The sequence below is a fragment of the Pseudoalteromonas sp. AS71 genome, assembly GCF_038900275.1.
Taxonomy (GTDB): domain Bacteria; phylum Pseudomonadota; class Gammaproteobacteria; order Enterobacterales; family Alteromonadaceae; genus Pseudoalteromonas.
Genome location: NZ_JBBMQZ010000016.1, coordinates 89,073 through 115,674, shown reverse-complemented (window position 1 = coordinate 115,674; position 26,602 = coordinate 89,073). Strand labels below are relative to the sequence as shown.

26 protein-coding genes and 1 tRNA gene are annotated in these 26,602 nt (G+C 39.6%); 9 read left to right on the top strand and 18 right to left on the bottom strand.

Going from position 1 to position 26,602, the window contains the following annotated elements; all coding sequences use genetic code 11:
• The first annotated feature begins 113 nt into the window (after window positions 1–113).
• The 6 genes from purH (at window position 114) to WNY98_RS13400 (ending at window position 7,712) form a co-directional block, all read left to right on the top strand.
• On the top strand, window positions 114–1,700 hold the full coding sequence (gene purH, locus WNY98_RS13425; protein WP_342878122.1) for a bifunctional phosphoribosylaminoimidazolecarboxamide formyltransferase/IMP cyclohydrolase: 1,587 nt from the start codon (window positions 114–116) through the stop codon (window positions 1,698–1,700).
• A 106-nt stretch (window positions 1,701–1,806) separates the two neighbouring features.
• Entirely contained in the window at window positions 1,807–2,628 is an 822-nt protein-coding gene (locus tag WNY98_RS13420; protein ID WP_342878121.1) for a methyltransferase, read from the top strand.
• A gap of 15 nt (window positions 2,629–2,643) precedes the next feature.
• A complete protein-coding gene (gene purD, locus WNY98_RS13415; RefSeq protein WP_342878120.1) occupies window positions 2,644–3,927 on the top strand; it encodes a phosphoribosylamine--glycine ligase in 1,284 nt (427 codons plus the stop codon).
• A 112-nt stretch (window positions 3,928–4,039) separates the two neighbouring features.
• On the top strand, window positions 4,040–6,580 hold the full coding sequence (locus WNY98_RS13410; protein WP_342878119.1) for an EAL domain-containing protein: 2,541 nt from the start codon (window positions 4,040–4,042) through the stop codon (window positions 6,578–6,580).
• 22 nt (window positions 6,581–6,602) lie between these two features.
• A complete protein-coding gene (locus WNY98_RS13405; protein ID WP_024600160.1) occupies window positions 6,603–7,412 on the top strand; it encodes a DUF2797 domain-containing protein in 810 nt (269 codons plus the stop codon).
• Between the two features lie 6 nt (window positions 7,413–7,418).
• Window positions 7,419–7,712, top strand: a complete 294-nt coding sequence (locus WNY98_RS13400; RefSeq protein WP_342878118.1) for a hypothetical protein — start codon at window positions 7,419–7,421, stop codon at window positions 7,710–7,712.
• 13 nt (window positions 7,713–7,725) lie between these two features.
• Here WNY98_RS13400 and WNY98_RS13395 read toward each other — a convergent pair whose 3' ends face one another.
• The 6 genes from WNY98_RS13395 to WNY98_RS13370 form a co-directional block, all read right to left on the bottom strand.
• Entirely contained in the window at window positions 7,726–8,643 is a 918-nt protein-coding gene (locus WNY98_RS13395) for a histone deacetylase family protein (RefSeq protein WP_342878117.1), read from the bottom strand.
• A gap of 103 nt (window positions 8,644–8,746) precedes the next feature.
• Entirely contained in the window at window positions 8,747–10,288 is a 1,542-nt protein-coding gene (locus WNY98_RS13390) for a serine hydrolase (protein WP_342878116.1), read from the bottom strand.
• A gap of 7 nt (window positions 10,289–10,295) precedes the next feature.
• Window positions 10,296–10,799: a gamma-glutamylcyclotransferase family protein gene (locus WNY98_RS13385; protein ID WP_342878115.1), complete on the bottom strand. Its 504-nt coding sequence runs from the start codon at window positions 10,797–10,799 to the stop codon at window positions 10,296–10,298.
• Window positions 10,800–10,825: 26 nt separating this feature from the next.
• On the bottom strand, window positions 10,826–11,452 hold the full coding sequence (locus tag WNY98_RS13380; protein WP_197185558.1) for a LysE family transporter: 627 nt from the start codon (window positions 11,450–11,452) through the stop codon (window positions 10,826–10,828).
• A gap of 11 nt (window positions 11,453–11,463) precedes the next feature.
• On the bottom strand, window positions 11,464–12,237 hold the full coding sequence (locus WNY98_RS13375; protein WP_342878114.1) for a hypothetical protein: 774 nt from the start codon (window positions 12,235–12,237) through the stop codon (window positions 11,464–11,466).
• A 35-nt stretch (window positions 12,238–12,272) separates the two neighbouring features.
• Window positions 12,273–12,758, bottom strand: coding sequence for a CreA family protein (locus WNY98_RS13370; RefSeq protein ID WP_076925008.1), 486 nt, complete (start codon window positions 12,756–12,758; stop codon window positions 12,273–12,275).
• Window positions 12,759–12,965: 207 nt separating this feature from the next.
• Here WNY98_RS13370 and WNY98_RS13365 point away from each other — a divergent pair, with 207 nt between their 5' ends.
• Window positions 12,966–13,295: a 5-carboxymethyl-2-hydroxymuconate Delta-isomerase gene (locus WNY98_RS13365; RefSeq protein ID WP_024590599.1), complete on the top strand. Its 330-nt coding sequence runs from the start codon at window positions 12,966–12,968 to the stop codon at window positions 13,293–13,295.
• 319 nt (window positions 13,296–13,614) lie between these two features.
• On the opposite strand, the gene WNY98_RS13360 is transcribed toward WNY98_RS13365, so the two are convergent.
• From WNY98_RS13360 to WNY98_RS13345, 4 genes are all read right to left on the bottom strand, one after another.
• Window positions 13,615–13,691: transfer RNA gene (locus WNY98_RS13360), tRNA-Ile, on the bottom strand.
• Between the two features lie 255 nt (window positions 13,692–13,946).
• Window positions 13,947–14,444, bottom strand: coding sequence for a hypothetical protein (locus WNY98_RS13355; RefSeq protein ID WP_342878113.1), 498 nt, complete (start codon window positions 14,442–14,444; stop codon window positions 13,947–13,949).
• A 370-nt stretch (window positions 14,445–14,814) separates the two neighbouring features.
• The gene (locus tag WNY98_RS13350; protein WP_002957822.1) at window positions 14,815–14,973 is read right to left on the bottom strand and encodes a YqaE/Pmp3 family membrane protein; all 159 of its coding nucleotides are present in this window, start codon (window positions 14,971–14,973) and stop codon (window positions 14,815–14,817) included.
• Window positions 14,974–15,045: 72 nt separating this feature from the next.
• Window positions 15,046–15,612, bottom strand: a complete 567-nt coding sequence (locus tag WNY98_RS13345) for a BON domain-containing protein (RefSeq protein ID WP_024600181.1) — start codon at window positions 15,610–15,612, stop codon at window positions 15,046–15,048.
• A gap of 328 nt (window positions 15,613–15,940) precedes the next feature.
• Here WNY98_RS13345 and WNY98_RS13340 point away from each other — a divergent pair, with 328 nt between their 5' ends.
• On the top strand, window positions 15,941–16,603 hold the full coding sequence (locus tag WNY98_RS13340; protein WP_342878112.1) for a LiaF domain-containing protein: 663 nt from the start codon (window positions 15,941–15,943) through the stop codon (window positions 16,601–16,603).
• A 38-nt stretch (window positions 16,604–16,641) separates the two neighbouring features.
• Here WNY98_RS13340 and WNY98_RS13335 read toward each other — a convergent pair whose 3' ends face one another.
• Complete coding sequence (locus WNY98_RS13335) at window positions 16,642–17,058, bottom strand: VOC family protein (RefSeq protein ID WP_342878111.1); 417 nt, start codon at window positions 17,056–17,058, stop codon at window positions 16,642–16,644.
• Window positions 17,059–17,334: 276 nt separating this feature from the next.
• Between WNY98_RS13335 and suhB the strand changes: the two genes are divergently transcribed.
• A complete protein-coding gene (gene suhB / locus WNY98_RS13330; protein ID WP_002957826.1) occupies window positions 17,335–18,138 on the top strand; it encodes an inositol-1-monophosphatase in 804 nt (267 codons plus the stop codon).
• Window positions 18,139–18,191: 53 nt separating this feature from the next.
• On the opposite strand, the gene WNY98_RS13325 is transcribed toward suhB, so the two are convergent.
• The 7 genes from WNY98_RS13325 to queA all read right to left on the bottom strand — a co-directional run bounded on the left by WNY98_RS13325 (window position 18,192) and on the right by queA (window position 26,477).
• A complete protein-coding gene (locus tag WNY98_RS13325; RefSeq protein ID WP_076924055.1) occupies window positions 18,192–19,001 on the bottom strand; it encodes a transporter substrate-binding domain-containing protein in 810 nt (269 codons plus the stop codon).
• 18 nt (window positions 19,002–19,019) lie between these two features.
• Window positions 19,020–20,807, bottom strand: a complete 1,788-nt coding sequence (locus WNY98_RS13320) for a bifunctional diguanylate cyclase/phosphodiesterase (RefSeq protein WP_342878110.1) — start codon at window positions 20,805–20,807, stop codon at window positions 19,020–19,022.
• A gap of 130 nt (window positions 20,808–20,937) precedes the next feature.
• On the bottom strand, window positions 20,938–21,885 hold the full coding sequence (secF, locus tag WNY98_RS13315) for a protein translocase subunit SecF (RefSeq protein WP_024600186.1): 948 nt from the start codon (window positions 21,883–21,885) through the stop codon (window positions 20,938–20,940).
• A gap of 9 nt (window positions 21,886–21,894) precedes the next feature.
• Window positions 21,895–23,754, bottom strand: a complete 1,860-nt coding sequence (secD, locus tag WNY98_RS13310; RefSeq protein WP_010554381.1) for a protein translocase subunit SecD — start codon at window positions 23,752–23,754, stop codon at window positions 21,895–21,897.
• 19 nt (window positions 23,755–23,773) lie between these two features.
• Entirely contained in the window at window positions 23,774–24,109 is a 336-nt protein-coding gene (yajC, locus tag WNY98_RS13305) for a preprotein translocase subunit YajC (RefSeq protein WP_002957830.1), read from the bottom strand.
• Window positions 24,110–24,134: 25 nt separating this feature from the next.
• Window positions 24,135–25,262 carry a tRNA guanosine(34) transglycosylase Tgt gene (gene tgt / locus WNY98_RS13300; protein ID WP_024600187.1) on the bottom strand — a complete coding sequence of 376 codons (1,128 nt, stop codon included), beginning with the start codon at window positions 25,260–25,262 and terminating at the stop codon, window positions 24,135–24,137.
• A gap of 183 nt (window positions 25,263–25,445) precedes the next feature.
• Complete coding sequence (gene queA, locus WNY98_RS13295) at window positions 25,446–26,477, bottom strand: tRNA preQ1(34) S-adenosylmethionine ribosyltransferase-isomerase QueA (RefSeq protein ID WP_076924053.1); 1,032 nt, start codon at window positions 26,475–26,477, stop codon at window positions 25,446–25,448.
• Window positions 26,478–26,602: the final 125 nt, after the last annotated feature.

Below are 26,602 nucleotides of genomic sequence, written 5' to 3'. Positions count from 1 at the left end.
CCGAGTTGCAAAATGCTCACCCTCATTAGCGCTTTATAAGTCGTTTTTTGAGTTGTAATCAGTTAAAATGCCCGCTTCTAAGCTAGCTCATTAACTGAGGAAATCAAACTACAATGGATACTCATCGTCCCATTCGTCGCGCACTATTAAGTGTGTCTGATAAAACCGGTATTGTTGAATTTGCCCGTGCACTTGAAGCGCAAGGCGTTGATATATTATCAACTGGCGGCACATGTAAACTACTTGCTGATAATGGCATAAAAGTGACTGAAGTATCAGATCACACAGGCCACCCTGAAATCATGGATGGTCGTGTAAAAACACTTCACCCAAAAATTCACGGCGGCATATTAGCCCGTCGCGGACAAGATGAAAGCGTAATGGCAGATAATAACATTTCTGCTATCGACATAGTTGTAGTTAACTTATACCCCTTTGCGAATACAGTCGCTCAAGAAAACTGCAGCCTTGAAGATGCCATTGAAAATATTGATATTGGCGGCCCTACAATGGTTCGTGCTGCCGCTAAAAACCACAAAGACGTAACAATCGTGGTAAACGCGAGCGACTACGACCGTGTTATTAGCGAAATGCAAAACAACAATGGTTCAACAACGTACAAAACACGTTTTGATTTAGCGATTGCCGCTTACGAGCATACTGCACAATACGATGGCATGATTGCTAACTACTTCGGTAAAATGGTTCCTGATTACACCGAGGAAGCTGCTGTAGAGACTAAATTCCCACGTACTATCAATATGCAGTTCACTAAAAAGCAAGATATGCGCTACGGTGAAAACTCACATCAAGATGCTGCTTTTTATGTTGAAAGTGACATTGCTGAAGCATCAGTTGCAACAGCAACTCAATTGCAAGGTAAGGCCCTTTCGTTTAACAACATTGCAGATACCGATGCAGCACTTGAATGTGTTAAAGAATTTGACGTACCTGCGTGCGTAATTGTAAAGCACGCTAACCCGTGTGGTGTTTCAATTGGGGACAACATCCTTGAAGCATACGAGCGCGCTTTTAAAACAGACCCTACATCAGCATTTGGTGGCATTATTGCCTTTAACCGAGAGCTAGATGCAGCAACTGCACAAGCAATTGTTGACCGTCAGTTTGTTGAAGTAATTATTGCACCTAGTATTTCGGGCGACGCTGCAAAAATTGTTGAAGCTAAAAAGAACGTTCGTTTATTAGAATGTGGACAGTGGACAGGTAAAGCCGCTGGCCAAGATATTAAACGCGTTAATGGCGGTATTTTAGTTCAAGACCGCGATTTAGGCATGGTAACGCAAGGCGACTTAAAAGTTGTTTCTAAACGTCAACCTACAGAGCAAGAACTTAAAGATTTACTATTTTGCTGGAAAGTAGCTAAGTTTGTTAAATCAAACGCGATTGTTTATGCCCGTGACGGTATGACCATTGGTGTAGGCGCAGGCCAAATGAGCCGCGTATACTCAGCTAAAATTGCAGGCATAAAAGCAGCAGATGAAAACCTTGAAGTTAAAGGTTCAGTTATGGCGTCTGATGCGTTCTTCCCATTCCGTGATGGAATTGACGCTGCAGCAGCCGCTGGCATTACTGCGGTAATTCAGCCTGGTGGCTCAATGCGTGATGAAGAAGTGATTGCAGCTGCTGATGAAGCTGGCATGGCAATGGTGCTTACTGGTATGCGCCATTTCCGCCACTAATCACACAAAGGGTTAAACGTTGGTTTAACCCTTTTTGTTTGCTATAAATTCACGTATTCTGATTATTCAATAACCTATTTAAAATTATAATGTGAAGGAACAAACAATGAAATTTGCGCTAAAATCGCTACTTGTAGCCACACTAACGATGACATCGACTATGGCGCTTAGCCATAACCACGAATCGAGCCTAGAGCATGCACTTCAATCAAGCGAACGTAGCGCTAAAAACAGCGTTCGTGACGAATATCGTCACCCGGCTCAAACACTGGCATTTTTTGGCTTTAAACCAACTATGACAGTTGTTGAAATTGCGCCAGGCGGTGGTTGGTATAGTGAAATTTTAGCGCCAGCACTAAAAGAGCAAGGCACTTATTATGCCGCGCATTTTCCTGCTGATTCATCAATTGGCTACTACCAACGCTCTCTTGCAGGCTTTAAACAAAAAGTAGCTGAAGATAAGCGCTTTAGTAGCGTTAAAATTACTGAGTTTGCACCTGTAACACATTTAGATATTGCGCCAGCAGGCAGTGCCGATATGGTTTTAACATTCCGTAATGTGCATAACTGGTACATGGGTAAAGATAAAAGTGGTGCATTAAGTGCATTCCAAGCTTTTTATAAAGCCCTTAAACCAGGTGGTACATTAGGTTTAGTTGAACACCGTTTAGCTGAAGAACGTGCTGACGAAGATCAAAAAACATCAGGTTATATGAAGCAGAGCTACGTAGTAGACCTTGCTAAACAAGCTGGGTTTGAATTAGTGGCAAGCAGTGAAATAAATGCAAATCCAAAAGATACAGCCGATCACCCTAAAGGTGTATGGACGCTACCACCAAGCTTAAGACTCGGCGAACAAGATGCTGACAAATACAAAGCCATTGGTGAAAGCGACCGCATGACGCTGAAATTTAAAAAACCGCTTTAAATAGGAATTTTCGCCATGAATGTTTTAGTCATTGGCAGCGGCGGCCGCGAACACGCACTTGCGTTTAAAGCCGCTCAAAACACCAAAGTAAGTACTGTATTTGTAGCCCCTGGTAATGCAGGTACTGCACTTGAACCAAAACTTGAAAACGTAGCAATAAACGTTGACGACTTAGAGGGTTTACTTAGTTTTGCACAGCAAAATAAGGTAGAGCTTACTATTGTAGGTCCAGAAATACCGTTAGTACTGGGTGTTGTTGATAAGTTTCGTGAACATAACATGGCTATTTTTGGCCCAACGGCAGGCGCAGCCCAGCTTGAAGGCTCTAAATCGTTTACTAAAGATTTTTTAGCACGCCACAATATTCCATCAGGCGATTATCAAACGTTTGAACAGATTGACCCTGCCCTTGCTTATTTAAAAGAAAAAGGCGCGCCAATTGTTGTAAAAGCAGATGGTTTAGCTGCAGGTAAAGGCGTAATTGTAGCTATGACGGAAGCCGATGCCGAAGATGCTATTCGCGATATGCTTGCGGGTAATGCTTTTGGCGATGCGGGAAGTCGTGTTGTTATCGAAGAGTTTTTAGACGGTGAAGAAGCGTCTTTCATTGTAATGGTTGATGGCAAAAACGTATTACCATTTGCTACCAGTCAGGACCATAAACGCGCTTACAATGGCGATGCCGGTCCTAATACGGGTGGCATGGGTGCATACTCACCTGCGCCAGTTGTTACTGATGAAATCCACCAGCGTATTATGAACGAAGTGATCTACCCTACGGTAGAAGGCATGGCAAGCGAAGGCCATCCGTACACCGGCTTTTTATACGCAGGTTTGATGATTGACGAAACAGGTACCCCTAAAGTAATTGAGTACAACTGTCGCTTTGGCGACCCTGAGACTCAGCCTATGATGCTACGTTTACAATCAGACCTAGTTGAATTGATTGAAGCTGCTAACCGTGTAGAACTTGATAAAACAACGATTAAGTTTGACCCACGCGCAGCCGTTGGTGTTGTACTTGCAGCTAAAGGTTACCCTGGTGATTACCCTAAAGGTGATGCAATTTCGGGGCTACAAGTTGATTACCCTGCGGGTGAAAAAGTGTTTCATGCGGGTACTAAGCAAAGTGGCAATGACGTTGTAACCGCAGGCGGTCGCGTATTATGCGCAACAGCACTTGGTAATACCGTTACGCAAGCGCAGCAGCGCGCCTATGAGCTTGTTAAACAAATTAGCTGGGATGGTATGGAATATCGTACTGATATTGCTTACCGTGCTATTGCACGCGAGCAATAGCTTGTAATACCTATTCATTGGTATAACCAATTAATTTAACTAAAAAAGCGCAGTTTCCCTGCGCTTTTTTAGTGCTACACTAATTAAAAGGTTTTTTGAAAGTACACAAACGTTGGAACTAAGAACTTTACGTTATCATGCAATTGCTGTTGCCATACTGATCTTTATATTTTTTATAATCAGTACATTGGCATCAAACCTCGTCGTGCCTACACGATATACAATTGATAAAACGGCTCCAATGTACCTCGATTACGCCTACTACATTGACGAAACTAAAACTAAAACATTCGATACCATCATTAACCAACCTGAATTACTTACTCATCGACCATTTTCAGATGTTCCATGGAGTTTTAGCCAGCAAAACTATTGGTTGTTTCTTGATTTAGAAAATAAAAGCCTTAACAAGCAAAATGTTGTGGCACATTTTGACAACCCTATGGTCGATCACCTTACGGTTTACCGCCTCGATAAAAACAACAAACTAATTGAAACATACAAACTCGGCGATAAAGAAGAAGCCCTCTCTTTGTTTGAATACAGCGTACCGCATATTCGTTTTTTAGTAGAAAGAAAGTCGTCACAGCGCCTAGTAATGAAAATAGACACAATCGGCATAAGTAAAACACCTGTAAACTTATACCGTGATAAAGAGTTTATTGACTTAGTGCGCTCTCAAACTGGGATCTGGGGTATTTTTGTAGGCGTGCTATTGATGGCTGCGCTTTATAACTTGGTGCTTTATTTTGGCATAAAAGACCGTGTTTATTTAATTTATATTGGCTACATCGTCAGCGCTATTACGCTAATGGGGGCTGTATTAGGTTTTGGTTTTTATATATGGCCTAATCACTGGCAGCTCCTTATAAACGAACAAGTCGTATTTAGTAATTATGGTGTCGCTTTTTTCACCCTTTCTTTTTGCATCATGTTTTTGCGCTACCATAAGGATAAATGCTGGCGCTACAAAATGAGCATCGCCCTACTTTGGCTTATGTTTATTCTTGCAGTATGTAGCTTGTTTATTCCCGAGAACATAGCGGCTCCTATATTTTTTGGTGTGATGGCACTACTTTATATTACCTGTATTATTTTAATATATAACAAGTTACGTAGTGGTTTTAGGTGGGCTAAGTTTTATGTTTTTTCATGGATACCACTAATAATTGGTGCGGTAATTCAACCTATGGAACTTACTGGAGTTTTACCGTATACCTTTACAACTCGCCATGCCTTTTTAGTTGCGATTCTGTGTGAAGTTATTTTAATGGCAATGGCATTAGCAGACCGAGTAAGGTATCAGCGAGAGCGTGCGCTTTATCATGCCACGCACACACAACAAACAAGGTTACTTAATAGCTCTAAGCTAAAACAAGCATTTATGGCACTACAAAGTCAAAACCGCTCAACAACTTTATGCCTAATAAAAATACGTCACTTTAATTCGCTCAATACTATTATTACCTCTTCTCAGGGCTACACACTCATAAAGCATGTAGCCAAAGAGCTTGAATTAGAACTAAGCCATGAACGCGAATTTACAAACCTCGAAACAGATTTAAACACCAGCCCACGCTTAGCCGATTTGAGTAGTGGCGTATTTGCCTGTATTTCTACTAAAACACAAAACCAAGAAATGCTAGAAACATTATTAACAAAAATAATTAGTAGCCTGCCAAAACAATATGAAATTAAAGGACTAAACCTGCAGCTTAGCTACAGCATAGGTATTAGTAGTGCAGGTAAAAGTAACGATTTTGAATATTGGTTAAAACGTGGTTATTTAGCGCTTAAAAAAGCTAAAAGTAGCGCTAATCAAGTTGGGTCATCGTCAAACACAAATAACCTGATGATGGATGTTGCTTTAGCTGCTAAGTTGCAAAAAGCCATCCAAACCAATCAACTAGCGCTTTACTATCAACCTCAAATTAATTTATTCAGTAACCAAGTAAGTGGCGCAGAAGCTCTATTACGTTGGCCCGATCCAACTTACAGCAGCTTATCAATTGAAGAATTAATAATACTTGCTGAGCACACAGGTATTATTAACGAGCTAACACTGTGGGTAATAGAGCAAGCCTGTAAAGACATAGTCAAGCTTATAAAAAATGGTTATAACGAGCACACAATTAGCGTAAATTTAAGTGCTAAAAATCTAACTATAAATAACTTAGCCGAAAAAGTAGAAAACATTTTAATTAAATACCAAGTGCCGGCACAGTTACTTAAATTTGAACTTACCGAATCCGCATTCGTAGATAGCCAAGATGCGCTTATAAAGCTAGTTGATGAGTTAACAGCATTAGGCATTAAAGTGGTACTGGATGACTTTGGAACCGGCTACGCGTCACTTAGCTACTTAGTTAATTATCACTTTAGTGAACTTAAAATAGATAAGTCATTTGTTTTTGATTTACCTAATAACCCAACTCACCAAGTTATTGTACAAACAGCCATTGATATGGCGCATAACCTTAATTTATCAATAACAATTGAGGGGGTAGAAACCCAAGAAATTCATCACTTACTCAAAGATATGAACGCTGACTACGCCCAAGGTTATTTATATGCAAAAGCACTGCCTTACACCGACTATTTACACTTCTTAAAAAGCCAATATAGCTTAAAAATGTTAGACTCCTCTTTTTAACATCTTTAGGGGCCAAGTAAAGATGCAAGGCACACTGCGTAAACTAAAATCGAGCTTAACCGAACCAGTACAATATCACTTACCAGTAGGTGAGCACTTAGTAGACTTAAATGCATTTATAGGTAAGGAGCTTACGCTTACCTTTAGTGGCACTATTTTATGTTCTAACTGCGGTAAAAAAACCAAAAAAAGCTATTCTCAAGGTCACTGCTTTGTATGTATGCGCAAGCTTGCTAGTTGCGATATGTGTATTATGAAACCAGAAACCTGCCACTATGACCAAGGTACTTGCCGAGAGCCAGAATGGGGCGAAGCAAACTGCATGATCCCACACTATGTATATCTCGCTAACACCTCTGGATTAAAAGTAGGTATTACCCGCCACACACAAATACCGACTCGTTGGGTTGATCAAGGCGCAACTCAAGCATTGCCTATTTTTAAAGTGCAAACTCGCCTGCAATCAGGTTTAGTGGAAGTTGCATTGGCTGAATTTATTGCCGACAAAACTAATTGGCGCAATATGTTAAAAGGTCAAAACGAAGCAATTGACTTAAAAGCAGCTGCAGCCGAACTGATCCCACAAATTAGTGAGAAGCTAAATGAGCTAAGTGAATTATTTGGTGCAACAGCAATAGAACAACTTGATGAAGATGTGGTTGATTTAGACTTCCCAGTAACCGAGTATCCTACAAAAATCAGCTCATTTAACTTTGACAAAGACCCTGTAGTAAGTGGTATTTTACAAGGTATTAAAGGCCAATACTTAATTTTTGAAAAAGGCGTTATTAATATTCGTAAATTTACGTCTTATGAAGTAACCGTAGGCTAACGAGCTATGTTAAACAGCTACCCACAGTTATTGGTTATTTATAATGAGCTTGAGATAGCCCATAACCAACAAGAGCAACAAGAATGCTTACACAGCGTTACGCAAAGTGAGCTAAGCTATGTGCGAGTACTTAATAAGCAAGGTGACTTCCTTAATTTACAAGGCACTGCTTGCCCTAAATTGAATGGCGAGCAGCTAGCACAGCTTGTTACAGCTTACTTATTAAATGAAGGACAATGCTGCCTTGGTAAAATCAAAACCCTAAGTGCAGCGCAGGCGTTTGATTTACTAGGGTTATAAACTCCCTTTTTATTTAAAGTTCAGTAAGTACTTTTATATGCGCTACAGCACTGCGACCTAAAGCTGATAGCGCATAGCCCCCCTCTAAATACGAAATAACCCCTTTGCAACCGCCCTCTTTAGCAACACCACATAGTTGCTCGGTAAGCCAAATGTAGTCATCCTCTACAAACTTTAAGCTTGCCATATCATCTTCTAGATGAGCATCAAACCCTGCGCTTATAAAAAGTAATTCAGGCTTAAACGCTTTTAATTTTGGTAACCATTGCCCAGTAAACACCTCTTTTAGGTCGTCGCCATTGCTAGCAATTGGCAGAGGTGAATTAACAATATGACTATTATTTTTAACCGCTGTATTAGGATAAAACGGATACTGAAATAACGAACAAAGCAGTACGTTTTCGTCATCAATAAAAATGTCTTGTGTGCCATTACCGTGGTGTACATCAAAGTCAGCAATCGCAATACGTTTAACTCCTTTGCTTTGGGCGTACTTAACAGCAATGGCTAAGTTATTAAATACACAAAATCCGGATGACGAATCTTTATTAGCATGATGCCCTGGCGGGCGCACAGAACAAAAAGCGGCATCGAGTTTATCAGCAAGTATTTCATCAACAGCTAAAACCCCCGCACCTACTGCACGCTCAATCGCTTTAAACGAATCTGGGCATAGCCAAGTATCGCCATCTAAATTAGCAAGCCCTTCGGTTGGTATCGAGGCTTCTACGTGTTTAACTAAAGATTCATCGTGAGCAAGTAAATAATGCTCACGCTCGGCTTTAGGGGCTTGAAGGTGGGTTAAGCCAACATCTACACCGCTGGCTAATAATCTGTCGGTAATTGCATCTAAGCGCTCTGGACACTCAGGATGGTCGTCTATCATTTTATGCTTACGGCAATGAGGATGAGAAATAACAGCGGTACGCATAAAAAGTCCCTTACAAGGTGTAAAAACTTAATATAACAAAGCCACCGACGGGTGGCTTTGCGACTTTGGTTTATATCAACATTTAAAATATCAAAGCTATTAGCTACTTTGCTTTTAAATGCAGGTTTCTAAAATCAAAGCTAAAGTCGGTAACCGCTGTTGATACTGCACGCATTTTAGCGCTATTTACACGGTTTTGTGAGCTCATTTCAAAACGAATAAACGCATCCGCTTCAAGCAGTTTTTCATCCCACTTAACTATAAATGTATTACCGGTGTAATGCTCAAGTGTGCCTTTTAAGCGCTTGGTATGCGTAAAATCAATATGCAATTTACTATCAAGCTGCTCAATAATCACATCGCCATACCAATCATCATGTAATGTACCGGTGTAATTAATGTTTGGTAATTGCGGTTGGTAGTCAGCCGGTGCTTCTGGTTTTGCATTAGCGTACGCGCGTTGTTTGCCTTCAAAATGACTTTTAGCTAAATCCTCTACCCAGTCTTTATCTTCAAGCTCAAGCGCATCTTCAAGAACTTCATGGGTTACCGCCGAAAGCGCACCGAAAGCTTGTTGATTAGATAAAATAACAATACCGAGTTTTTTCTCAGGCAATAAAGTAACTTGCGATACCATCCCTAAAATACCACCACCGTGACCTAGCTTTTTAAAGCCGTGGTAGTCTTCAATGCTCCAACCTAACCCATAACCTCTAAACTGCTGATGATACGACTCAAACGCGCTTTTAGACGCCATAGACGTAATATGTGGGTGCCACATTTGCGCTTGTTGCTTTTCGCTAAATAGCTGCTTGCCGTTTGGCATTTTACCGCCTGCTAATTGCGTACGAAGCCACTGGCTCATGTCGCTTACACTTGAAGCAATTGCACCTGCACCTCTAAAATCTTCTAGGTAGTTCACAAAAAATGGATGAAGCGTGCCATCCATAGGAATATGACCGGTTGCCCAGTTTTTATTACTTTTTGGAATACGCGAAAATCCCGCACGCGAGTTGTCCATGTGTAGCGGCTGCAATATGTTTTTTTCGATATAATCGTTCCAGCTGATACCCGACACACGTGCAACCACCTCACCAGCGGTAACAAACATCAAGTTGTTATAAGCATACTTACTACGAAAACTGCTCGCTGGTTTTAAATACTGTAATCCCGCTAAAATTTCATCAACTGACTTATCGGTACTTGGCCAAATCATTAAATCGCCCTGCCCAAGCCCTAGCCCACTGCGGTGGCTTAATAAATCACGAATACGCATTTCGCGTGTTACGTATGAGTCGTATAATCTAAATTCTGGTAAATGATCAATGACGCGGTCATCCCAGCTTAATTTACCTTCATCAACCAACTTTGCCAGTGCCGCAGTAGTGAATGCTTTGGTGTTTGAAGCAATACCAAATAAAGTGTCTTTGTTTACTTTTTTGTTGGTATCGAGATTAGTTACACCAAAGCCTTTAGCAAATATCACTTTATCGTTTTCAACAATGGCGACTGCCATACCGGGTACGTCAAAACGTGCCATTGAGGCTTTAATAACATCGTCAATTTTGTTGGTATCAACTTGTGCCCAGCTACTAAACGTAGTGCCCGCCAATAGTGCAATTGCGGCAAGTTTGGTTAATTTCATATCAATCCTATTTTATTATTTTTTGATGAACTGCAAATTCAATTGCTGCGCGCTCTTGATTGGTATCGCTTTTTTGTGCGCGATTTAATATCGCATCACTGTATTCTTTTGGTACGCCCGCTTCAAGTGATCCGCGATGAACGTGTTTTATGTACCAATCGTATGGTAGTACGTCGCTGTCGTGGTTATTAGCTATATAACAATGTGCAGTTACAGTCTCACCCGTTAAAAGCGTTGGGGCTATATCTACGCAGTCGTAACCTACGCCCTCAATACTATCTAAAATAACTTTTTCATCTTCATTAAGCTCATAAATAACGCCGTAAACCAGCGCGTCTTCTTTATCGCTTGCGCAAATACTGCACTTGCCTGAGCCATCTTTAAATAGCATATCAAAAGTTAGCTCATAACCTTTAAGTACCGCTGTTCCTACACGCTTTACATTCGGTAAGCGCGCTAGCAAACGATTAGATGACATATTAGAGCCAAACGAAAAATTATATAACGGCATTTTATCTCCTACACTTTTTAAATAAGTTAAATAACAACACGTACTGCAAGGGCAATTAAAATAACGCCAATTCCACGGTCAAACCAATAACCGCGTTGTTGGAAAAAACCCCTTACATTATTTCTAGAAAGTATCATTGAAAGCATTGAAAACCACGCCCACGTAGCCAATGCCATGTATACGCCGTAGCCTACCTGTATACTAGTAGGTGTTGTTGGGCTAATCACGAGTGTAAATAACGACATAAAAAATAACGTGGCTTTTGGGTTTAATGCATTTGTGAAAAAGCCTCGCCTAAAAGCAAGCCAAACAGGTTCTTCGACTACCGTTTTTATTTCTACATTGTCTTGATTATTTGTTGGTGGTTTTGCCGCTCTAAGCGCCTGCACACCTAAATAAGCTAAATAGGCACCAGCCACATATTTAAGCGCCATAAATAAGCTAGGTGACTGCGTTAAAATAAGCGCAACACCTAAAACACAATAGGCAACGTGTAATAAAATAGCAGCGCCAACACCGGCACTTGTCCAGAGTGCATTGCCCCTTCCTTGTTGCACACTTTGCTTAAGTACTACGGCAAAGTCAGGCCCTGGGCTTGCTACTGCAAAAAAATGAGCAATAACAATCAGTAAAAATTCATCTAAGTATTCCACGCAGATCCTTGCTAGTTTGGCGAATAAGCTAATAACAGCGGGTTAGCCGAGTTATTTACCAATGCTTTAATTTCTTTTTGCGCTTTTTTAAACTGACCACGTAAATGCGGCTTTAAGTGTTTTTTAGACACTTTATCGTTTTTAAAGTAACTAATCAGAGCATGCATAAATACCGTATGTGTTTCACTTAACTTAGCTTCACGGTTAGCGTATGGATTATAACAAGAGCCACAACCGCCTTTAAACTGATACACCGTGTTGCTCATCATCACACCAAACCCTAAAAAACAGGCAAGTGCATCTGCAGCTTGTGGTAAATACTCTCTACCACCTGGCGGTAGCACCCCAACGTGATTAATAAGTATGGTGGCCAATGTACCCGCATAACTTGCCACTAAATCTTGTGGCTGATTAATCTGATTAGGATTAAAAGAGATACTGACCTTATGGCTTGGCGGCACAATTAAATGACTGCCTTTGCCACGTATTTCATCACTAAATTCAAAGTGCGGAAAAACTTGCGGTTGTAACTGCTGCGGTGCAACTAGTTGGATAGGCCATGCGTTCATACCCGCGTAATTAGTAACGCGGGTAAAAACATTACTCGCCATCTCTTCAATGCTCGATACCGAATCGGGGAAAAAAGTGGCCGTTGGCAGTATTATTTGAGTGTGCTTTGTAAAAAATTCAGCATCAAAGTTTTCTACAGCCCAAATAAATGTATCAATAAGCCATTGCTGTTCTTGCTGCTCTAATAATGGCTTTGATTTAAATAAAGCTAACATAGTGTGCTCTTTTAGATTTTAGTTTAGGTACCAGTTTAGTTTTTCTGTGTAAGTGCCCAATCCCACGCTTGAGTATTGTATAGCGGCACTGTTGATAGTGCATGGTGGTGGCTACCACTGGATTCTTTAGTTGAATACGATAAATACAATAAGGTACGGTTTTCAGCATCGTAAATACGGCGCACTTTTAGTGATTTAAATAATATACTTTTAGATGATTTAAATATCACCTCACCTGATTTACTGCGGTCTATTTTTTGTAGTTGCTGCGCTGTAATAGGCCCTGTTTGACGACACGCTATAGACATATCTGACGGGTCAGAAAAGTCCAAATTAGCCTCTATATGACTAATATGACAAGTAACGCCTTCGAGGATTGGATCTTGCTGCGAATTAACTACAACATCTTTAGTTGTAAATAACCCAAGACTTACCGACGCAACATCATCAGAGCAAGCACTTAATGTAACAACAGCACCTGCAAGTAAAACTAAACGTTTAAATTTTTGTGGTAATTTCATACTTATCCTTAATTAATATATAAGTAACTTAGCACCTACGTTACTAAGCGAAGGTTCACCTGTATGTTTTTATACTAACATCAAAAATAAATACGACTAAATTAGTTTAAAGTAAAGATTTTAGATAGCTCAGGGTTTAGCGAACCCTGTTGTATTTGATACAATTAACTCTCGCTCATGCAGTAACTCATAATAGGAAACGCCTAAATGCCGCACATTATTATTGAACACTCAGAAGACCTTCCTGTATTACCACAAGTTCTCGTAGAAAAAATTCACAATACCGCCTTTGAAAGCGATTTATTTGAGTTAGAAACCATAAAAACGCGCGCTATTGCTTATCAGCAATATCAACTAGGCGCAGGAAAATCAGGGTTTATACATATTGCGGTACATATATTAGCGGGACGCTCAATTGAGCAAAAGCAAATGCTAAGCGAACTGCTACTTTCGTGCTTAAAAACATATTGCAGAGCATCAGACAGCCTAAGTGTAAATATTTACGATATTGAGCATGAAATATACCGTAAAAATTAGTTAACTCTTGTAGTTTTGAGCAATAAAAGTAATCGCTAATAAGTAAAAAGCCCCAACAGGGGCTTTTTTTGTATCCTGAAATCAGATGCAGCTCATTGTCATTTACAAAACAGAGCATGAATGGCGTCCGATCTAACGCTGGAACTTAATAGTGCATTCGCACTATTTCAAATTTAAGAGAGCTTAGCTTAATCTATGGATTATCTTTATTTAAATTATATTTATTATTAGGGGTAAAAAAAGAGTAATAAATTACACGATATTAAATTTATGTAGCTTTAAATAATTTGAGTAGGTATTTTTGGAAAGTTTGTAAAAGTGGTGGCCCCTCCCAGACTCGAACTGGGGACCTAACGATTATGAGTCGTGTGCTCTAACCAACTGAGCTAAGGGGCCAACTTTTATATAACTGCAAGACAGTTAATTTTTGAAGCGTTTAGTCACAGAGCGACTAAAGCGGACTGCAGTATAAAAACTTTTTAGGTGCTTGTCACTACCAAAAACCTTTATTTTAATAATCAGTAAGCTAACTGCTTAAATAGTAATCTTTTAGGCGGGTATAAACATAAAACGTAAGATATTTTCCACTATATTCTCTGCACTAAATTATAAAAACCTTCCTTCAACATGTAGTCTTTTATATTTAACGCTCTATTTTTTAAGTAAAGCTAACATATATGTGTAGGCATACAAGGCTGTAAAAAATATGCTTGGAGCTACTGTAAGTGCCAAATTAGGTGTCTCATTAATTACATTCACTATAATCACTAAGCTCGATTGAACAGTAATCGGAATAATAGGCGCAAAAAGTACACCTGCTATTTTTTTGTTACCTAAATACGAGGCGCTAGAGTTAATTGCATTATTGAAGCTTTGTCGTATTGCTACGTTTTGTGGTGTTTTAGAATGAAACATACAAATAATTGGAGTTACAAACGCAAGCGTTACATAACTAGACTTATACTTGTTGACGACCTTTTCTAAAATAAAGGTAAAAAACAGTGTTACAAATCCACTATACAAACCTTGCACTAATGCAGCTTGAAGCGTGACCGTTTTAGCAATATCTGCCGTACTGTTTGCCCAGTAGGCCCAACTAAAATAAAAAACGAATGACACAACGCCTGACAGTATAAGTCGAATATTCAATTAGCTACCTCAATATGCGTAAAAACTTGGTTTAATGATAACACTAGAAGTGATGGTAATATTGCCACTTAATAATAGAGTAATTAATCGCGTATTGTAGATATATAAACAAACTAATGTTGAAGATGTCCTAAATGGCATCAATGCAGAATCAGAACACTACTGTTAGTTAGAAAGCTTAATTGAAGTAAACGATAGGTGTGGCTGAGGGAGTGAGTTACAAGAAATAAATCACTTAGTTTGAGTAAATTAAAAATTAGATCTTGATAAAAAATATTTACTTTAAAAACTAATATTGTGAGCCGATCAGTACTGAAGTTTTTATTTAGCTAAACCTCAGTAGTCGGCTTACACAATATATAATCTGTCATTATTTTTTCGCAATAATGTAGATCGCATGTATTAACCCTGGGAAATAACCCAACAGTGTTAATAAAATATTTAGCCAAAAATGCATACCTAAGCCAACTTGCAAAAATACACCTAATGGCGGCAATAAAACTGAAAGTATTATACGAATAATATCCATGATTAAACTCCATTTAAATTAAGCATTAAAAAGGCGTAAAGCCCAGTGTTAGTGGGCCTTAACTATACTGTGTTATTCAGCAGTAATAGATAGTTTATCAACTACGTCACGAACATCTTCAGCATTTTTAGCAATTTTAACTGCTAGTTGTTTTTCAGCTTCAGACTCTACTGAGCCATTCAGAGTTACTATACCGTTGTCGGTATCAACATCGATGTCTGTACCACCAACTTCTGAATCAAACAGGAAGCGAGTTGTGATTACAGTGGTGATTTTAGCGTCAGTTAGGTCGTTATCATCATCGTCCATCATGTCTTTGTTTCTATCTTTTGTGTCCATGCTTTTAACAACGGTAAGGCTGTTTTCAACATCAGATACGCCATCTAGGCTAAGTACAAGTTCTTCTGCTAGCTCTTTATCAAGCTCGCTATTAACTTTACCTGTAAGTACTACCTTGCCATTTTTTACATCAGTGTTAATGTCAAAGTTGTTTAGATTAGTGTTCATAAGTAGAACTGTTTCTGCCTTACCATCAATCCAAGCATCTTTACTTTCGTTTTCCCAGCTGTTTGCTTGGGCACCCATAGCCGTAGTACCAAGAACTAGAGCTGCGATAATAGATTTGTTAAATGTTTTCATAATCTTTCTCCTTTTGATTAAAGACACTTTAACTAATGCGAGCTTTAGGCCAACTTTATTTCTATATATATTTCAATGGCTTGATGTAATTCTGGGATAAGGCACTATCTATAGCTGTGTAACTATTTACAGGCTACTCGGTAAAACTTTCTCAAATAGTGAAAATAACTAGATAATTGCATTTTTGGTTAATCTATCGTTAATATAACAAAACATAAAACATCATTGAAAATTAAACCTTTGATAATTAAGATCATTATATTTGGTGCGTGCTTTGCATATAAATATCAGAAGCAGTATTAATAGCAAATATAATAAGGAATGCCCCATGTCTGTAAAAGTCGAAGACCGCCCAATAGAGCAAGTACGCGAACAAGTAATTGATCAATTAATTTATAATTACAGTCATGGGATGATTTCTGTTGATGCATTTGAGAGACGCTTAGATAACGCGATGGATGCACCTAATAACGAAGCTCTTTTAGCCTTAGTAGAAGACTTAACACTTAATACTGATCAGCAATATAAAGCAGAAAAACAATCGCAATTTACACCACATTATAGTGCACAACAAAACAGTGATGATGATTTTACATTACGCAGCATTTTAGGCTCTAACGAGCGAAGCGGTCAGTGGGTCGTGCCAAAGAATATATATTTGAGTAACTTTATGGGATCGGTGGTGCTAGATTTTACCGATGCCATTTTTGCGCATCAAAATGTAACTATTCACGTTAACTGTATTTTTGGTAGTGATGAGATTTACGTACCAGAGCATGTAAATGTAGTGTCTAAAATGTTTTGTATTTTAAGTAGCCTTGAAAATAAATCTGTGTCGCTTAACAAACGCCAAGGTCCTACTATTCACATTGAAGGAAAGGCAGTAATGGGCTCAGTCGAAGTAAAAATAAAGCGCACAATTAAAGAAAAATTTATGAGCTTTGCTAATGAGCTAAAAACACAACTTGGCGCTGGAAATAATCGTTCATAAAGCCTCGTTAAGCACCGCACTTTGCGGTGCTTAACCTATTATAAATCGTTATTTCGCTCACTTGGGATATCACTTAAATATTCTACAAATTCTACTTCAAACCCTGCGGGGTCAATAAAATAAACATTCTTTCTAAAAGGGTTCTCACTACCTTGCTTACTTATCCCAAAACCCGTTTTATTTAAGCGTGCTACTACTTCATTTAAGTTACTAGTTACATAAGCAAAGTGTGCAAAACCAACTTGATGGCCCGATAAGTTTCTGTTTTCAGCCTCACCATGATCGCTTATCGCAATATAATGCGTGTCATCCCCAAAGTGTACCCAGCGTCTTGGTTTTCCATGCCAATCGCCTCTGCCCTCACTTCTAATCGACCAATGTGGAAATACAGCTCGGTAAAATTTAAGCATACTATCTATATCACTCGCGACTAAGTTTACGTGCTCTAAATACATTATGTTGTCCTATCAATTAAGTTAGGAGCACGATAAAACCTCAAGCTAACTTTAGGTAAAGCGTTATTTAAAATTAATTCGATTTAATAAACACATAAAGGAACATAATGACTTATTAATTGCTCATTATTATTTTTTAAAAATATATACAAATTTCAATCTTGTATAAAAAACAAACATAAGTATTTGGGGTTTATTGTTTACTTTATGTCAAAAGTCGCTAAAATACGCCGGCTGAAATATATAAACGTTCTTTTACAACCCAAAGGTAATACCATGCATCCAATGTTAAACATTGCGGTTCGCGCTGCGCGCAACGCAGGCAAAATTTTACTTCGCGCAAGTGAAGATTTATCAAAAGTTGAAGTGCAACAAAAAGGCGCTAACGACTTAGTAACTAACATTGATAAAGAAGCCGAAGCCGTAATTCGTGACACTATTTTACAGTCTTACCCTACTCACTCTATTGTTGGTGAGGAATTAGGTGAGCATAAAGGCAAGGATGATGATTACCAATGGATTGTAGATCCTATCGATGGAACAACTAACTTCATCAAAGGTATCCCTCATTACGCGGTTTCTATCGCACTTAAAGTTAAAGGTCGTTTAGACCAAGCTGTTATTTATGATCCAATTCGTGGCGAGCTTTTCACTGCGTCTCGCGGTCAAGGCACTCAGTTAAACAGCAAACGTCTACGTGTTAGCAAAACGACGGTCCTTGCAGGCACTGTACTTGCTACTGGCTTCCCTTTCAAAAACAAAAACCATATGGACGCATACACTGAAGCGTTTAAAGCATTGTTTGTACACACTGCAGACATTCGCCGCGCAGGTTGTTCTGCTTTAGATATGGCATACGTTGCAGCTGGCCGTGTTGATGGTTTTTTTGAAATTGGTTTAAAACCTTGGAACTCTGCTGCGGGCGAACTAATGGTTAAAGAAGCCGGCGGTATGGTTGTAGATTTCGCTGGTGGTAATAACTATAACCACAGCGGCAATATCATCTGTGGTTCACCAAAACTGACCCAAGCAATTATTCGTGAAATTCGTCCAGTATTAACTGAGTCGTTACTTCGCTAATTTAATGCTATTAATAGCATGCTAAAAAGGAGCTCAGGCTCCTTTTTTTGTGCCTAAAAATAAGGGTTATCGAGTTTAATCTCAACCGTTTTGCCTTTTGTATACGGTAAAGTATTTAAATCCTTTGCGAAGTATTCATCAAATAATGCATCAAACTCGCCGTTTTTCTGCATCACAATTAACCCCTCTTCAATAGCCTTTGCCAATTCAGGTTTACTTTTAGTCACAAAATAATAAATACCCGTTGGGTAGCTTATGTACAAGTTTGGCACCACAACAAGGTTACTTTGCTTGTTTTCGATAAGTTCGGAATTAACCTCAATAAACGAGCGAGGAAAGTAATCTATTCGCCCACGGCTTGTTAGAGTAAACATAGCTTGGTAGTTAGTAAGTGGCCTTACATGTAGCCCGTTGTACGACATGATTCTTGTATCTGGCCAGTTGTGACCTTGCACTGCTGAAAACTCTCCTAGCTGCTCAAGAGTTTTTACGTTTTTAAAACGTGCTACATTTTGTTTATTAGTTAATAAAGCTCGCTTACCTATATAGCCTTTAAATAGTGGAATTTTTATTGCCAAAGCGAGCGTCTCTCGCTCTGGACTACTCATACTCCAATACATATCTAATTCGTTATCATCTAGGTTTATTAACTTACGCTTTTGCAGATCTGATATAGGGGTCATTCGGATAACACTGGGATAGTTAACACTCTCAAGTGCACGTACCAACAGCTCATTAAGGTACTCTTCACGAGCATTTTGAACATCTTGCTTTTGAGCTACATTAATTATTTGCTCTTGCGCCACAAGTGCAAAACTTACAAACAGAGTTAATACACTAATAGAAATTTTTATTGGCAACATAATAATTACCTACTTTATTTAAATCACCTGCTTATTGCTTGCTAAGCGCACCACAGCGGGTGCTGGCCCTTTACGTTTGCAAATAAACAAATAACTATGGCGATAACGTTTGGCCTCTTTTTTAGCATCAGTTGCAAGTGCTGCAACCTGATGGCTGTTTTTACATTGCTGTAAATCAGGCACAACTAAGCCAATCGATAACGTTAGTAAAGGCACAAATTGCTTTTCTCCTTCACGATTTGTGGCCCAATACCCTTTGCTCTTTATGTGCTCAGGTGTAAAAAATATACGAGACTGGTGTTCAAATTGCTCAATAATGGTATTACATATATCAACAGCGTCGTGCTGATCAAACACCACCATAAAGTCATCGCCACCTATATGCCCTACAAAGTTAGCACTATTTTTACACGCTTGCACTGTTACATCAGCTAATAGTTTAATTACACTGTCGCCGCTAGCGTAGCCATATAAGTCATTAAATTGCTTAAAATGATTAAGGTCTATATACGCGAGTGAAAACGAATTACTACCTCTTAATCGCTGCTCTATAGCCTCATTAATTGCTACATTACCAGGGAGCATGGTAAGCGGATTAGCATGTTGTGCATGACGTATTTTTTCTTCGGTTATGTGTTTTAAAATATCGCGAAGCGGCGCTAATCCTAAATAAGCTTTTTCTCTAGTTATCACTATATGGCGGCGTATATCAAAGTCTTGCTCAGTTATTTGCTTACTTACGGTATCGAGTAATTGGTTTTCATCAACGACTAATGGCTGCTTGTCCATAAGTGCAGTAACTGGGCGTTTATCGTAAAGGGCATGTCCATAGGGCGCTGCAAAAACTTCTGTTAATTGATCTCTGTGAAGTAGCCCTATTGGCTGGTTTTCAGTACTTAACACTGCAATACTTATAAGTAATTTATCTTGCTCAAAGAGCTTATGTGCATCTTTACAACGAGTATCACTATTTATTGCAGGTTGCGTAATCGATAGGCGACCTATGGCCATTGATTGATCTAATAATGCGTTTGATTGCACAAATGAAAGTGCCTGCAGCTGTTCTGAGCTGAAGTCCTCACTTGGCTTTATGCTTGGCTTTTCGAGTAAAAACCCTTGTACATTACTAATACCTAAATTCTCTACCAATGTAAGCTCTTCTGCGCGCTCTATGCCCTCGGCAATAACCTGAGTATTAGTAGCTCTAGCCAAAACGGTAATAGATTTCAAAAACTCTTTTTTAACTTCGCTTTCATCACAATGATCAATAAAATAGCGGTCAATCTTTACAAAGTCGGGGCATAGTTCAGACCATTGCTTTAACCCTGAATACCCAGCGCCTAAATCATCTATTGCTATAGTAAAACCGAGCTCTCGGTAATGGGCAATCGTTTTTAATAACAAGAAGCCATCATCTACTTTTTCTTGCTCAGTAACCTCTATAACTACACGGTTAGCAGCTAAGCCAAATTGCTCTATTAAGTGCAGTGTTTCCCCTTTAGGGTGGCAAGGGTCTAATAGTGTTTTAGGGCTTACATTTAAAAATAATTTACCTTGTAGGTTAAGCCTTACAAAGTTTTCAATCGCTTTTGAGCGACATAGTAATTCAAGCTCCGAAATTAAACCTTCCTCATGGGCAACTTTAAATAACGTATTAGGCATTTCTAACGGGCTATTTTTAGGTCCTCGACTAAGTGCTTCGTAACCCAAAACCACTTGATTACTAATATCAAAAATAGGCTGAAACAGCGTAGTTATTTCACCGCTTTTTAAAATGTACTCTAATACTTTGCGCTGAATCGTCACGTATTTGCCTAATAACTATTTTGATTGGAGCAATAAAGTACCAAGTGTGTATGACATTTTTATTGCGCAAAAAAAATGCGCTCATAAAAAAACCGCTCATAAGAGCGGTTTTCATTAAGCACAAAACCAGTTACGGCATAGCGTCTTGGTCTGCACCTTCTTTTTCAATTACTTCTGGTATTAAGTCTTCTTTGCTTACACCCATTGCTATAGCAACAGAGCTCGCAACATAAATCGAAGAATAAGTACCAATAAACACACCAAACAGCAATGCAGTTGCAAAGCCATGAATGGTTTGTCCGCCCCATGCAAACAAAGCAATCAATACTAAAATAGTCGTGATTGAAGTTACAAGTGTACGGTTAAGTGTTTGTGTAAGTGAAATATCAATAATTTCTACAGTATCGTCAATGCGCACTTTGCGGAAGTTTTCACGTATACGGTCAGATACAACAATCGTATCGTTAAGTGAATAACCTATTACCGCAAGAATTGCCGCTAATATAGTTAAATCAAACTCTAAACCTAATACCGAAAATAAACCCACAGTAATAATAACATCGTGTAGTAGTGCACCTACCGCACCCACAGCAAAGCGCCATTCAAAACGAAATGCAACGTAGATTAAGATACAAATAAGCGCAGTTAGCATGGCAAGGCCACCCTGCTCTTTTAAGTCTTCACCTACACTTGGGCCTACAAACTCAATACGGCGCATTACTACGCTGTCGTCTGCTTTTTTAAGTGCGTCGATTACTTGGTTACCAATCACTTCAGCTTTTACATCGCTACCGCGTGGTGCTAAGCGAACTAAAATCTCTTGGCTTGAACCAAATAGCTGCACTGATGCATCAGCAAAACCATTATCAGCTAGTGCATCACGTACTTTTTTAAGGTCAGCCGGTTGTGAAAAACCCACTTCTACCGCTGTACCGCCGGTAAAATCTAAACCAAAGTTTAGGCCCTTAACAAAAATTGATGCAAACGACGCTAAAATTAATAACGTCGAAAAACCCATAGCCACTTTACGAAGAGACATGAAACGAAGGGTTCTACTACCCAAACTTAAAATTTGCATGTCAGCTCCTTAAATCGAAAGTTTATCAATACGTTTACCACCAACAAACAAGTTGATTACCGCACGGGTACCAACGATGGCTGTAAACATTGAAGTTAAAATACCAATCGCAAGTGTTACTGCAAAGCCAGCTATTGGGCCGGTACCTACTGCAAACAGTATAATGGCAGCAATTAGCGTGGTGATGTTGGCATCGAATATAGTGCTAAATGCGCTATCGTAACCAAAATGAATCGCTTGTTGAGGGCTACGGCCATCGGCCAGCTCTTCACGAATACGTTCAAAAATAAGTACGTTAGCATCAACTGCCATACCTACCGTTAATACAATACCGGCAATACCAGGTAGCGTAAGTGTAGCGCCCGGAATTAAAGACATAACACCTACAATTAGTACTAAGTTAGCCGCAAGCGCAAGGTTTGCAACCATACCAAAACCTTTGTAGTACACAAGCATAAACACAAGTACAAACGCAAAGCCAAGTGCAACCGCAGTCATACCCGCTTCAATATTTTCTTGTCCTAAGCTTGGACCTACTGTGCGCTCTTCAACAATTTGAATTGGCGCTACAAGCGCACCAGCACGAAGTAGCAAACTTAAGTTATGTGCTTCTGCTGGGTTATCAATGCCTGTAATACGGAACGAGCGATCAAGACGAGCTTGAATTGTTGCTACGTTAATAACTTCTTCTACCTTAATAGGCGGAAGCGCTTTACCGTCTGCATCTTTTTTACCTGATGGCTTATATTCAATAAATACCGTTGCCATACGCTTACCAATAGCACGTTTGGTAAAGGCATTCATTTTTGCCCCACCTTTGCTATCGAGCGTAATACTAACTTGTGGGCGTTGGTATTCATCAGCGCCAGATTGCGCGCCAGTAATATGACTGCCTTCTAGAATAATACGCTTTTTAAGTACAACAGGGTAACCGTCGCGGCTCATGATCATTTCAGTACCCGCTGGGATACGACCTTGGGCAGCAGCGCTAATATCAGCGTTTTCGTCTACTTCACGAAATTCAAGTGTTGCTGTTGCGCCTAAAATTTCTTTAGCCCGTGCTGTGTCTTGAATACCTGGTAGTTGAACAATAATACGCTCAGCGCCTTGGCGTTGTACGTTAGGCTCTGCAACACCAATTTGGTTGATACGGTTACGAATAATCGTTTCATTTTGCTTGATAGCGTAGTCACGAATCTCTTTGAGTTTTTGCTCACTCATTGTCGCAAAGAATGCTTTATCGTTACTGCTGTCATCAATGTAGACATTTAGCGGGTAGCGAGTTTCTAAGAAGCTCTCTGCTGCGTCTTTATCTGCTTCGGTACGCATTTCTACACGCATACGATCGGAGCCTGCTACGCGGCGAACACTACGGTAACGTAGTTTTTCTTCGCGCAGGTCGCTACGAAAATCTTGTTCCATTTGCTCAAGCTGGTTATCAACCGCTGTTGCCATGTCGATTTCCATGGTGAAATGTACGCCACCACTTAAATCAAGCCCTAGCTTCATAGGGTTACCACCAACCGCTTTTAACCAAGCTGGTTGAGCAGGTGCCATATTAATGGCAGAAATGTAATCATCGCTCAGAGAATCGCGCAGTAAGTCATGCGCTTTAAGCTGTTCTTCAACATTTTTTAAACGAACTAAAATTTGTCCATCTTCAAGTATTGTCGATTTAGCGGTTACATTATTTTTTTCAAGGATTGCGTTTACTTTGTCTACAACACTGAGATCGACATCAGCGCCTTTAGCACCTGAAACTTGTATAGCCGGATCGCGACCATACAAGTTTGGAGAGGCATATAAAAGGCCAATGGCTACCACAGCTAAAACAAGTAAATACTTCCAAACTGGAAACTTGTTTAACACGGGGTCGTCCTTATTATTTTTATAGCGACTTCATTGTGCCTTTTGGCAATACTGCAGATACTGCAGATTTTTGTACTGTTACTTCTGCTTGCTCGTTTAAAGAGATAACGATGAAATCTTTCTCTTCAGAAATTTTCACAATTTTACCCACTAAACCACCTTGGGTAAGTACTTCATCGCCTTTAGCCATCATACTCATTAAGCTTTTGTGCTCTTTAACGCGCTTAGCTTGCGGGCGGTAGATTAAAAAGTAAAAAACCAAACCGAAAATAGCTAACATAATTAGCATTTCCCAACCACCGCCTGCCGCAGGTTGACCAGCTGCTGCGTGTGCATTTGAAATAAATAAACTCATGATACTTCCTCTTTAATTTTAAAGTTTAATTTTTTATATCTACTAGCTCTGGCACGTCTTGGCCTCGGCGAGCATAAAAATCTTGTACAAATTCTTCTAATTTACCTTCGCTAATCGCATTACGTAAACCTTCCATAACACGTTGATAGTAACGTAAGTTATGAATTGTGTTTAGTCGCGCACCTAATATTTCGTTACATTTATCAAGGTGATGCAAATAAGCTCGTGAATAGTTTTTACACGTATGGCAATCACACTCAGGGTCAAGTGGCCCTGTGTCTGTTTTATGCACTGCGTTACGAATTTTAACTACACCCGTGGTAATAAATAAATGGCCGTTACGCGCATTACGTGTTGGCATAACACAGTCAAACATATCAATACCACGGCGAACAGACTCCACTAAGTCCTCTGGCTTGCCTACACCCATAAGGTAGCGTGGTTTGTCTTCTGGCATTTTAAACGCACAATGATCAAGAATATTCATCATTTCGTTTTTAGGCTCGCCTACTGATAGACCACCTAATGCATAGCCATCAAAGCCAATTTCTTCTAAGCCTGCTTGCGATTGTGCACGTAATTCTGGGTACATACCACCTTGAATAATACCAAACAAAGCTGATGGATTGTCGCCATGCCCTTCTTTTGAGCGCTTAGCCCAACGAAGAGATAACTCCATAGAATCTTTAGCTTCTTTTTCAGTTGCTGGGTATGGCGTACACTCGTCAAAAATCATAACGATGTCTGAGCCTAAGTCGCGCTGTACTTCCATCGACTTTTCAGGCGACATCATAATTTCATCACCATTTACTGGAGATTGAAATAACACGCCTTCTTCAGTGATTTTACGCATTGCGCCTAAGCTAAATACTTGAAAACCGCCTGAGTCAGTTAAAATTGGGAAATCCCAATTCATAAAGTCGTGTAAATCACCATGTTGCTTAATGATTTCAGTACCTGGGCGAAGCATTAAATGAAAGGTATTACCTAAACATATTTGCGCACCAGTGGCTTTTACTTCATCTGGCGTCATACCTTTTACAGTACCGTAAGTACCAACAGGCATAAATGCAGGTGTTTCTATTACACCACGGTCAAAAATTAAGCGGCCGCGGCGCGCTTTTCCGTCAGTACAATCTAATTCAAATTTCATATCATCCTCAATGTCGGAAAAACAGTCCAACAAGCTATAATTTAACCGCTCGATTCTACCCTTTTTGCCTCATTAATACTATTAGCTGCGATAAATTCAATCTTGCTTATTACGCTAAACAAAAACCCCAGCAACGAAGCTGGGGTTTTTAATGTTTTTTACTGAGCATTAAATAACAAGCTGTTACTTGCGTGTTAAAAACATCGCATCACCGTAACTAAAAAAGCGGTACTGTTGTTCAATTGCGGTATTGTATGCGCCCATAATATTGTCTTGTCCGCTAAAAGCACTTACTAACATTATGAGTGTTGACTCAGGCAAGTGAAAATTAGTGACCATGGCATCAACAACATTAAATTGGTAACCCGGAAAAATAAATATATCGGTATCACCAAAATACGTATCTAACTTGCCGCCGTGAACTTTAGCTGCCGACTCTAGTGAGCGTACTGAAGTTGTGCCAACCGCAATTACGCGCCCGCCACTTGCTTTGGTTTGTGCAACGGCAGCAACTACATCATCGGGCACTTCTATGTACTCGGAATGCATTATATGCTCATCAACACTATCTACTCGTACTGGCTGAAAAGTACCTGCACCCACGTGCAAAGTAACAAAGGCCATGTTTACACCTTTATCCTTCAGTGCCGTCATTAACTTATCGTCAAAATGTAAGCCCGCTGTTGGCGCAGCAACTGCACCTGGCTTTTCTCCATAAACAGTTTGGTAACGCTCACGATCAGCATCGGTATCAGGTCGGTCAATATAAGGAGGCAGTGGCATATGGCCAATATCATTAAGTATATCTAGCACATTTTGGCTATGATCAAACTCAAGCTCAAATAATGTATCGTGGCGTGCAACCATTATTGCTTTAGCTTTGCCTTCAAGAATAACTTCGTTACCAACCTTAAGCGACTTGCTCGCGCGTACATGTGCAAGTACTCGATGTTCATCTAGCACTCGCTCTACAAGCACTTCAACTTTGCCGCCAGAGGCTTTTTGACCAAACATACGTGCTGGAATAACGCGTGTATTGTTAAAGACTAACAAATCGCCTTCGTTTACTAAATCAAGTATGTCGCTAAACACTTTATGTTCTAGAGTTCCGCTTGGGCCATCTAAAGTAAGTAAACGGCTGCTAGTTCTTTCCGCTTTAGGAAAACGAGCTATTAATTCATCAGGTAAGTCAAAGCTAAAGTCAGCCACGCGCATAATTAGTAATCCACATCATTTAAAATCGCGCCAAGTGTATATGTATCGGATATTAAGCTCAAGAAATCAGCCAAACTTATAATGTCTTGTTTACGTGTTTGTCATTTAATTTTCTTGTTCTTATG

Excerpts from the sequence above, each read along its gene's own strand:
- purH (WP_342878122.1), top strand. The coding sequence starts at position 114 with ATGGATACTCATCGTCCCATTCGTCGCGCACTATTAAGTGTGTCTGAT.
- WNY98_RS13420 (WP_342878121.1), top strand. The coding sequence starts at position 1,807 with ATGAAATTTGCGCTAAAATCGCTACTTGTAGCCACACTAACGATGACA.
- purD (WP_342878120.1), top strand. The coding sequence starts at position 2,644 with ATGAATGTTTTAGTCATTGGCAGCGGCGGCCGCGAACACGCACTTGCG.
- WNY98_RS13405 (WP_024600160.1), top strand. The coding sequence starts at position 6,603 with ATGCAAGGCACACTGCGTAAACTAAAATCGAGCTTAACCGAACCAGTA.
- WNY98_RS13400 (WP_342878118.1), top strand. The coding sequence starts at position 7,419 with ATGTTAAACAGCTACCCACAGTTATTGGTTATTTATAATGAGCTTGAG.
- WNY98_RS13395 (WP_342878117.1), bottom strand. The coding sequence starts at position 8,643 with ATGCGTACCGCTGTTATTTCTCATCCTCATTGCCGTAAGCATAAAATG.
- WNY98_RS13390 (WP_342878116.1), bottom strand. The coding sequence starts at position 10,288 with ATGAAATTAACCAAACTTGCCGCAATTGCACTATTGGCGGGCACTACG.
- WNY98_RS13385 (WP_342878115.1), bottom strand. The coding sequence starts at position 10,799 with ATGCCGTTATATAATTTTTCGTTTGGCTCTAATATGTCATCTAATCGT.
- WNY98_RS13375 (WP_342878114.1), bottom strand. The coding sequence starts at position 12,237 with ATGTTAGCTTTATTTAAATCAAAGCCATTATTAGAGCAGCAAGAACAG.
- WNY98_RS13370 (WP_076925008.1), bottom strand. The coding sequence starts at position 12,758 with ATGAAATTACCACAAAAATTTAAACGTTTAGTTTTACTTGCAGGTGCT.
- WNY98_RS13365 (WP_024590599.1), top strand. The coding sequence starts at position 12,966 with ATGCCGCACATTATTATTGAACACTCAGAAGACCTTCCTGTATTACCA.
- WNY98_RS13350 (WP_002957822.1), bottom strand. The coding sequence starts at position 14,973 with ATGGATATTATTCGTATAATACTTTCAGTTTTATTGCCGCCATTAGGT.
- WNY98_RS13345 (WP_024600181.1), bottom strand. The coding sequence starts at position 15,612 with ATGAAAACATTTAACAAATCTATTATCGCAGCTCTAGTTCTTGGTACT.
- WNY98_RS13340 (WP_342878112.1), top strand. The coding sequence starts at position 15,941 with ATGTCTGTAAAAGTCGAAGACCGCCCAATAGAGCAAGTACGCGAACAA.
- WNY98_RS13335 (WP_342878111.1), bottom strand. The coding sequence starts at position 17,058 with ATGTATTTAGAGCACGTAAACTTAGTCGCGAGTGATATAGATAGTATG.
- suhB (WP_002957826.1), top strand. The coding sequence starts at position 17,335 with ATGCATCCAATGTTAAACATTGCGGTTCGCGCTGCGCGCAACGCAGGC.
- WNY98_RS13325 (WP_076924055.1), bottom strand. The coding sequence starts at position 19,001 with ATGTTGCCAATAAAAATTTCTATTAGTGTATTAACTCTGTTTGTAAGT.
- secF (WP_024600186.1), bottom strand. The coding sequence starts at position 21,885 with ATGCAAATTTTAAGTTTGGGTAGTAGAACCCTTCGTTTCATGTCTCTT.
- yajC (WP_002957830.1), bottom strand. The coding sequence starts at position 24,109 with ATGAGTTTATTTATTTCAAATGCACACGCAGCAGCTGGTCAACCTGCG.
- tgt (WP_024600187.1), bottom strand. The coding sequence starts at position 25,262 with ATGAAATTTGAATTAGATTGTACTGACGGAAAAGCGCGCCGCGGCCGC.
- queA (WP_076924053.1), bottom strand. The coding sequence starts at position 26,477 with ATGCGCGTGGCTGACTTTAGCTTTGACTTACCTGATGAATTAATAGCT.